This is a genomic window from Streptomyces sp. NPDC035033 (assembly GCF_040636735.1).
Lineage (GTDB): Bacteria > Actinomycetota > Actinomycetes > Streptomycetales > Streptomycetaceae > Streptomyces.
In genome coordinates this window covers 1-7,320 of record NZ_JBEZUZ010000166.1, presented here as the reverse complement: position 1 = coordinate 7,320, position 7,320 = coordinate 1, and the positions used below count along the sequence as shown (strand labels likewise).

Here is a 7,320-nt window from a genome sequence, read left to right as displayed (position 1 = left end):
CCCCTCCACCTCGAAGTTCCGGGGGGCGTAACCGGAGGCGAGTTTGACCAGGGCCTCGTCGACCGGGCGCGTCCATGAGCCCACCCTGGGCCCGCGCGGAGCCGCCCCGCGCCCCGATTGACGGGCCTCGTCAATCGGGGCGACGGCCGCCCGGGGGCATCCCGCACCATGGGGGCGTGAGCGTGACCATCGACATCACCGGAGTGCCGGCCGAGCGGATCGTCTTCAGCCCCTCGCCGCTGGCCGAGCTCGGCAACGCCGTGCACGTCCTGGCCGAGCCGGGCCACCATCCCGGGCTCCACGCGTGGGCGACGGCGACCGCCGCCGCGCTCGACCCGGGCCTCGCCGACCGGCTCCTCGAAGCCGACTTCATGTGGCGGTCGACGCGCTCCGACTTCCTGCTGCCCGCGCGGCCCCGCGAGACCCTGGCCGAGGAGCTGGACGACCTCGACCGGATGGACGACGAGAAGTTCGTCGGGTCCGCCCTGGAGATCTCGTGCAGCCCCCTCTACGCCCGGGGCGGCATCCCCTCCCCGCTGGTCGACGAGCGGTCCCGGCGCCGGGCCCTCGACCTGGCCGCCGCGCGCGGCCCGCGCCAGGCCGCCTTCGTGGAGCGGATGCTCGCCGCGCCGACCGCCACGCGCGCGTGGATCCGGCGTCTCCTGGAGGACTGCGACGAGGCGTTCTTCGCCGACACCTGGCGGCGGGTCCGGTTCCAGCTCGCCGCCGACGCCCGCCACAAGACGGAGCTGATGCGCCGCAAGGGGCTGGCGGACGCGCTCGCGGACGCCTCGGGGGCGCTGCGCCTGGAGGAGGACGCCGAGGGCACCCGGATCGTCGTCGACAAGCTGGTGGAGGCGCGGACGCACGCCGGGACCGGCGCCGTCACCCTGCTGCCGAGCGCCTTCGGCCGGCCCCACCTCATCGCCCTGTACTCGCCCGGCTGGCAGCCGGTGATCATGTATCCGGCGGCGAGCCGCGAGGTCGGCGACCCGGAGTCGGTGGCGACGGTCCGGCTGCGGCTCGACGCCCTCGCCCACCCGGTCCGGATGCGCATGTGCCGGAGCCTGGCGCGCGGCCCGTTCTCGACGAGCGAGCTGGCCGACGCGTACGGCATCACCGCCCCCGAGGTCTCCCGGCACCTCGCCGTCCTGCGCAAGGCCGGCCTGCTGACCACCCGCCGCCGGGGCCGCTACGTCCTCCACCAGCTCGACTTCTCCGTCGTCGCCCGCCTGGGCAGCGACTTCCTGGAGTCGGTGCTGCGCTGACCGGGCCGCCCCCTCCGCCTCCGGCCGGTCCGGAAGGGACGGTCTAACGGTCTAGTCGAACCGGATGTGGGCGAGGCCCACCCGGATCCGGCGCAGCCGGTGGCGCAGCGGGCCGTCGGTGTCCGGCGCGATCCGCAGGCCGGCCAGGCCGGCGACCCGGTCGGCGACCTGGGGGACGGTGAGGTCGTCGGTCCTCAGGTGGTGGGCGAACTCCGGGGCGGCGAGCGCGTCCAGGCAGTCGTCGAGCCGCGCCACGGCGAAGCTCTCCCGCTTCAGCCCGCGCCCGAGGCCCCGCTCCGCGAGCCGTCGCAGCACCGTCTCCCGTTCGGCGAGCAGCGCGACGTGCCGCACCCGGTCCTCGCCGTGCGCCTCCCGCAGCCGGCCGACGGTCTGGGCGAAGTACCGGGGGTCGACGACCGTCATCGGGACGAGGACCGGCCCGTCGTGCCGCCGCAGCGCCAGGTCCAGCACCTCGTACACGCCCTGCCGCCAGGCCGGCAGGTCCTGGAAGTCGCCGCGCAGCCCCGCCGGGAGGGCGCGGTGCAGCCCGAAGCCGATGTGCTCCGGGTCGCAGACGACGCTGCCCGGCAGGCGCCGGCGCAGCTCGTACGCGGTCTGGGTCTTGCCGCCGCCGAACGGGCCGTTCAGCCAGATCAGCACCTCAGCGGCCGCCCGCGCGGACCAGGCCCGTCTCGTAGGCGAGGACGACGACCTGGACGCGGTCGCGCAGGCCCAGCTTGGTGAGGATGCGGCCCACGTGGGTCTTGACCGTGGCCTCCGACAGGACGAGACGGGCGGCGATCTCGCCGTTGGAGAGGCCCTGGGCGACCAGGAGCATGACCTCGCGCTCGCGGTCGGTCAGCTTCTCCACCTCGCGGTGCTCGGGCTCGCGGCCGGAGGACGGCAGCATCGGGGAGAAGCGGTCGAGGAGGCGGCGGGTGGTCGAGGGGGCGACCACGGCGTCGCCGCTGTGCACCGAGCGGATCGCGCCCAGCAGCTCGGCCGGCGGCACGTCCTTCAGCATGAAGCCGCTCGCGCCCGCCTTGAGCCCGGAGAAGGCGTACTCGTCGAGGTCGAAGGTGGTCAGGATGAGCACCTTCGGGGCGTCGGGGACGGCGCAGATCCGGCGGGTCGCCTCCACTCCGTCGAGGCGCGGCATCCGGACGTCCATGAGGACCACGTCGACCTCGGTGGTCCGCAGCACCTCCAGGGCCTCCGCCCCGTCGCCCGCCTCCGCCACGACCTCCATGTCCGGCTGGGCGGCGAGCACCATGCGGAAACCGGTGCGCAGGAGCACCTGGTCGTCGACGAGCATCACGCGGATGGACATGCGGTTCCTTCGGTGGGTGGGGGACGGGGCACGGACTCTCAGTGTGCGGGCTTGAGCGGCAGCAGGGCGCTGATCCGGAAGCCTCCGCCCGGGCGGGGGCCCGCGTCCAGGGTGCCGCCCACCATGCCGACCCGTTCCCGCATGCCGATCAGGCCGTGGCCGCGGCCGTCGGCGCCGCCGTCCTCGTACATCTCCTGGGGCGCGCCCCGGCCGTCGTCCTCGACGAGCAGGCCGAGGCCGTCGTCGAAGTAGACGAGCCGGACGCTGGCGCCGGCGTCGGGGCCGCCGTGCTTGCGGGTGTTGGTGAGGGCTTCCTGCACGATCCGGTAGGCGGTCAGTCCGACGCCGGTGGGCAGTTCGCGCGGGGTGCCCTCGACGGTGAGGTCGACGGTCAGGCCGGCGCCCCTGACCTGCTCGACCAGCTCCTCGATCTGCTCCACGTCGGGCTGGGGCACGTACTCGCCCGCCTCCTGGTGCTCGCCGGTGCGCAGGATGCCGAGCAGCCGGCGCATCTCGGCGAGCGCCTGCCGGCCGGTGGTGGAGATGGTCTCCAGGGCCTGCTTGGCGGTCTCCGGGGAGGAGTCCATGACGTAGGCGGCGCCGTCGGCCTGCACCACCATCACCGACACGTTGTGCGCGACGACGTCGTGCAGCTCGCGGGCGATCCGGGCCCGTTCGGCGGCGACCGCGACCTTGGCCTGCGCCTCCCGCTCCCGCTCCAGGCGGGCGGCCTTCTCCTCCAGCTGCGCGAAGTAGGCGCGGCGGGTGCGCAGCGAGTCGCCGAGGACCCAGGCGAGGGCGAACGGCACCGCCATGATCACCGTGAAGAAGACCCGGGCGGGGACCGAGACGGTCTCCTCCAGCGGCCAGCGCAGCTGGGAGAGGGGGGCCGCGAGGAGGCCGCCGACGAGAGCGAGCCGGGAGGCCCAGCGGGGGCCGTCGTGGGCGGCGACGGTGTAGATGATGACGAGCATGGCGAAGTCCGCCATGAAGGTCTCGATGTCGAGGACGAGCTGGACGACGCCGAGGACGACGGCCAGCACCAGCATCCGCTCGGGGGCCCGCCGCCGCAGGGCGACGACCAGGGAGAACAGCGCGGCGACCGCCCCGTGGCCGACGGGGTTGTCGAGGGGCGGGTACATCGACCCGATCCACAGCGCGGAGAACCCGAGGAGGACGACGGCCCAGAAGACGTCGACGCCCGTCGGGTGACTGCGGAGGAAGTCGTAGAGGCGCTGCACGTAACCCAGAGTAGGGAACGCGCACGGGCGGGGGATCAACCGTGCGGTCGATCCTGACGGAGGGACCCGTACGCCCCGGGGTGGAGACTGGGGCGCGTGACGGATGACGCGGCGGACGGGACGGGCGGGGTGGGGGACGGAGCGGGGTTCGCGGACGGCGGCGGGGAGTGGCGGGGCTGGCGGGAGGCGACCGAGCGGGCGCTGTACGGGCCCGGGGGCTTCTTCCTGCGCCCGGAGGGCCCGGCGGGCCACTTCCGCACCTCGGTGCACGCCTCGCCGCTCTTCGCGGCGGCGGTGGCCCGGCTGCTCGCCGGGACGGCGGAGGAGCTGGGCACGGACGAGGTCGCCCTGGTGGACATGGGCGCGGGCCGCGGCGAGCTGGCGGCCGGGGTGCTGGCGGCGGCCCCGGCGGGGCTGCGGGTGCGGGCGTACGCGGTGGAGCGGGCCGCCCGGCCGGAGGGGCTCGACCCGCGGGTGGAGTGGACCGGCCGGCCGCCCGAGGGGGTGCGCGGACTGCTCTTCGCGAACGAGTGGCTGGACAACGTGCCGGTGGACGTCGCCGAGGCCGACGAGGACGGCACCGTCCGGTACGTGGAGGTCCGCGCCGACGGTACGGAGCGGCTGGGCGCCCCGGTGGGGGGCGCGGACGCGGAGTGGCTGGCCCGCTGGTGGCCGCTGTCCGCTCCCGGCGAGCGGGCCGAGATCGGCCGGCCCCGGGACGAGGCGTGGGCGGCGGCGGTCTCCTCCCTGGCCGCGGGCCGGGCGGTGGCCGTGGACTACGCGCACGTGCGGGACGCCCGGCCGCCTTTCGGCACGCTGACCGGCTTCCGGGCGGGCCGCGAGGTCGCCCCGGTCCCGGACGGGACCGGCGACCTCACCTCGCACGTGGCGCTGGACGCCTGCGCGGCGGCGGTCCACGCGCGCGTGCCGGCCGAGCTGACGACCCAGCGGGAGGCGCTGGGCCGGCTGGGGGTCTCCGGCGGCCGGCCGCCGCTCGCGCTCGCCTCGGCCGATCCGGCGGCCTACGTGCGGGCGCTGGCCGCCGCCGGGGAGGCGGCCGAGCTGACCGCGCGCGGCGGGCTCGGCGACTTCCTGTGGCTGAGCCAGCGGGTGTGACGGCTTCCGGGGGCGCGCTCCGCGGGGCCGTCCCCCCGTCGGGCGTCCCGGCCGGCCGAGTCGTCCACAGGCCGGGCGTCCCGGTCGGCGGGGTTGTACACAGGCCGGGCCCTGGCCCGTCGGCGGGGCGCCCGGCGGGGGATACTGTCGGGCATGACGGAGACCACGGTCGGCATCGGCGGCGCGGCGGAGAGCACCGACATGGTGCTGAACATCGGCCCGCAGCACCCCTCCACGCACGGCGTGCTCCGGCTGCGGCTCGTGCTCGACGGCGAGGTGATCCGGCACGCCGAGCCGGTCGTGGGCTACATGCACCGGGGCGCGGAGAAGCTCTTCGAGGCGCGTGACTACCGGCAGATCGTCATGCTGGCGAACCGGCACGACTGGCTGTCGGCGTTCTCCAACGAGCTCGGCGTGGTGATGGCCGTCGAGCGGATGCTCGGCATGGAGGTGCCGGAGCGGGCGGTGTGGCTGCGGACGCTGCTCGCGGAGCTGAACCGGGTCCTCAACCACCTGATGTTCCTCGGCTCGTACCCGCTGGAGCTGGGCGGGATCACGCCCGTCTTCCACGCCTTCCGGGAGCGCGAGGAGCTCCAGACGGTGATGGAGGAGGTCTCCGGCGGCCGGATGCACTACATGTTCAACCGGGTCGGCGGCCTCAAGGAGGACCTGCCGGCGGGCTGGCAGGGCCGGGCCCGGCAGGCGGTGGCGGCCGTCCGCTCGCGGATGGACGTGTACGACCGGCTGGTCCTCGGCAACGAGATCTTCCGGGGCCGCACGCGCGGGGTCGGCGTCCTGGCGAAGGAGACCGTGCACGCCTTCGGGGTGTCGGGGCCGATCGCCCGCGCCTCCGGCGTCGACTTCGACCTGCGGCGCGACGAGCCGTACCTGGCGTACGGGGAACTCCAGGACACCCTGCGGGTGGTGGTCCGCGAGGACGGCGACTGCCTGGCCCGCTTCGAATGCCTCCTGGAGCAGACGCACAACTCCCTGGAGCTGGCGGACGCCTGCCTGGACCGGCTGGCCGAGCTGCCGCAGGGGCCGGTCAACCAGCGGCTGCCGAAGGTGCTGAAGGCGCCGGAGGGGCACACGTACGCCTGGACCGAGAACCCGCTCGGGCTGAACGGCTACTACCTGGTGTCGAAGGGCGAGAAGACGCCGTACCGGCTGAAGCTGCGCTCGGCCTCGTACAACAACATCCAGGCGCTGGTGGAGCTGCTGCCGGGGACGCTGGTCGCGGACATGGTCGCGATCCTGGGGTCGTTCTTCTTCGTCGTCGGCGACATCGACAAGTGACGGGCGCCCCGGACCCTCAGGGGCGGCGCATCACCACGTAGTCCCGTCCGTCGCGTTCGCGGCGGCGGTCGGCGACCGTCCAGCCCCAGCGCGCGTACCGGTCCGTCAGCTCCGGCACGTCGAGGGTCGTCAGGAGCGCGGGTCCGGTCCCGGCGGCCGTGAGCAGGGCGTCGTGGAGGGAGCGGCCGAGGCCGCGGCCCTGGTGGGCGGGGGCGACGAGGAGTTCGGCGAGCTCGAAGGCGGGTGCGCCGCCGGAGAGGACCGTGTCGGTCCAGCCGGCGGCGAGGCCGAGGAGCGCGCCGTCGGGGCCGAGGGCGGCCACCGCGTGGAAGCCGGGGCGCCCGGCGGCGGCCTCCAGGAGCCGGTCCGCGGTCCGTACGCAGCCGAGCGGCGGCTCGTGCCAGGGGGCGCCGGCGAAGGCCTGGGCGCACAGGGCGACCAGTTCGTCGCGGCGGGCCCGTGCCTCCTCCGGGCGGAGGAGGCCGAGGTGGTGGGTCACTGGCTGACCGCGCCGCGCAGTTCGGCGACGTCGAGCTGTTCGGTCTCGTCGTGGGCGGTCAGGTCGATGACGTGGCCGATCGGGCCGGCCGCCGACGGGCGGACCACGACGGGCTCGTCGTCACCGTCCGGCGCCTCGGCCGGTGCTCCGGCCGGTGCTCCGGCCGGTGCTCCGGCCGGGGCGGAGGCCGTGGCCGGGACCGTGGTCAGGGCGGGGGCCGACAGGACGGGCCGCGCGGCGGCCGCGCGGGCCTCCTCCAGGACCTCCTCGCCCACCACGTCGGCGAGGTCGGTGTCCTGGACGGCCTCGATGGCCGCCGCCTTCTGCGTGCCGAAGAAGTCGAAGCCGCCCTCGGTGCGCGGGACGGGCCGGCGGGCCGCGTACGGGACGATCGCGCTGGCCGCCGGGACCGCCGGGGACCGGTCCTGCGCCGGGGCCGCCGGAGCGGCCGGGGACGGGGCCGCGGGGGCCGCGGTCAACGCCGCTGCCCGCCAGAACGGCATGACGTACAACCGCCTCATCCAGGGTCTGAAGGCCGCCAACATCGAGGTGGACCGCAAGATCCTCGCC

9 protein-coding genes are annotated in these 7,320 nt (G+C 75.4%); 4 read left to right on the top strand and 5 right to left on the bottom strand.

Features of this window, described 5'->3' with window-relative positions; genetic code table 11:
• Nucleotides 1–182: 182 nt before the first annotated feature.
• Nucleotides 183–1,268 carry a DUF5937 family protein gene (locus tag AB0E83_RS34420; RefSeq protein WP_362120602.1) on the top strand — a complete coding sequence of 362 codons (1,086 nt, stop codon included), beginning with the start codon at nt 183–185 and terminating at the stop codon, nt 1,266–1,268.
• Nucleotides 1,269–1,319: 51 nt separating this feature from the next.
• Here the strand turns inward: AB0E83_RS34420 and AB0E83_RS34415 are convergent, their stop codons facing one another.
• From AB0E83_RS34415 to AB0E83_RS34405, 3 genes are read right to left on the bottom strand one after another with little or no spacing between them, the layout of a single operon-like run.
• Complete coding sequence (locus tag AB0E83_RS34415) at nt 1,320–1,928, bottom strand: AAA family ATPase (protein WP_362120598.1); 609 nt, start codon at nt 1,926–1,928, stop codon at nt 1,320–1,322.
• A gap of 1 nt (nt 1,929) precedes the next feature.
• Nucleotides 1,930–2,598 (bottom strand): response regulator transcription factor, encoded by a 669-nt coding sequence (locus AB0E83_RS34410; protein WP_362120596.1) that lies wholly within the window; start codon nt 2,596–2,598, stop codon nt 1,930–1,932.
• Between the two features lie 38 nt (nt 2,599–2,636).
• Nucleotides 2,637–3,839: a sensor histidine kinase gene (locus tag AB0E83_RS34405; protein ID WP_362120594.1), complete on the bottom strand. Its 1,203-nt coding sequence runs from the start codon at nt 3,837–3,839 to the stop codon at nt 2,637–2,639.
• A gap of 129 nt (nt 3,840–3,968) precedes the next feature.
• Here AB0E83_RS34405 and AB0E83_RS34400 point away from each other — a divergent pair, with 129 nt between their 5' ends.
• On the top strand, nt 3,969–4,955 hold the full coding sequence (locus AB0E83_RS34400) for an SAM-dependent methyltransferase (RefSeq protein WP_362120600.1): 987 nt from the start codon (nt 3,969–3,971) through the stop codon (nt 4,953–4,955).
• 153 nt (nt 4,956–5,108) lie between these two features.
• Nucleotides 5,109–6,251: an NADH-quinone oxidoreductase subunit D gene (locus AB0E83_RS34395; protein WP_362120592.1), complete on the top strand. Its 1,143-nt coding sequence runs from the start codon at nt 5,109–5,111 to the stop codon at nt 6,249–6,251.
• 16 nt (nt 6,252–6,267) lie between these two features.
• Here the strand turns inward: AB0E83_RS34395 and AB0E83_RS34390 are convergent, their stop codons facing one another.
• Both AB0E83_RS34390 and AB0E83_RS34385 read right to left on the bottom strand, forming a co-directional pair.
• Nucleotides 6,268–6,750, bottom strand: coding sequence for a GNAT family N-acetyltransferase (locus AB0E83_RS34390; RefSeq protein WP_362120590.1), 483 nt, complete (start codon nt 6,748–6,750; stop codon nt 6,268–6,270).
• Nucleotides 6,747–7,028 (bottom strand): hypothetical protein, encoded by a 282-nt coding sequence (locus AB0E83_RS34385; RefSeq protein ID WP_362120588.1) that lies wholly within the window; start codon nt 7,026–7,028, stop codon nt 6,747–6,749. Before AB0E83_RS34385 ends, AB0E83_RS34390 begins: the two co-directional genes overlap by 4 nt.
• A 13-nt stretch (nt 7,029–7,041) precedes the next feature.
• Between AB0E83_RS34385 and AB0E83_RS34380 the strand changes: the two genes are divergently transcribed.
• Nucleotides 7,042–7,320: 50S ribosomal protein L20 (locus AB0E83_RS34380; protein ID WP_362120586.1), on the top strand; the 279-nt coding region annotated here is incomplete at its 3' end.

Excerpts from the sequence above, each read along its gene's own strand:
- AB0E83_RS34410 (WP_362120596.1), bottom strand. The coding sequence starts at position 2,598 with ATGTCCATCCGCGTGATGCTCGTCGACGACCAGGTGCTCCTGCGCACC.
- AB0E83_RS34395 (WP_362120592.1), top strand. The coding sequence starts at position 5,109 with ATGACGGAGACCACGGTCGGCATCGGCGGCGCGGCGGAGAGCACCGAC.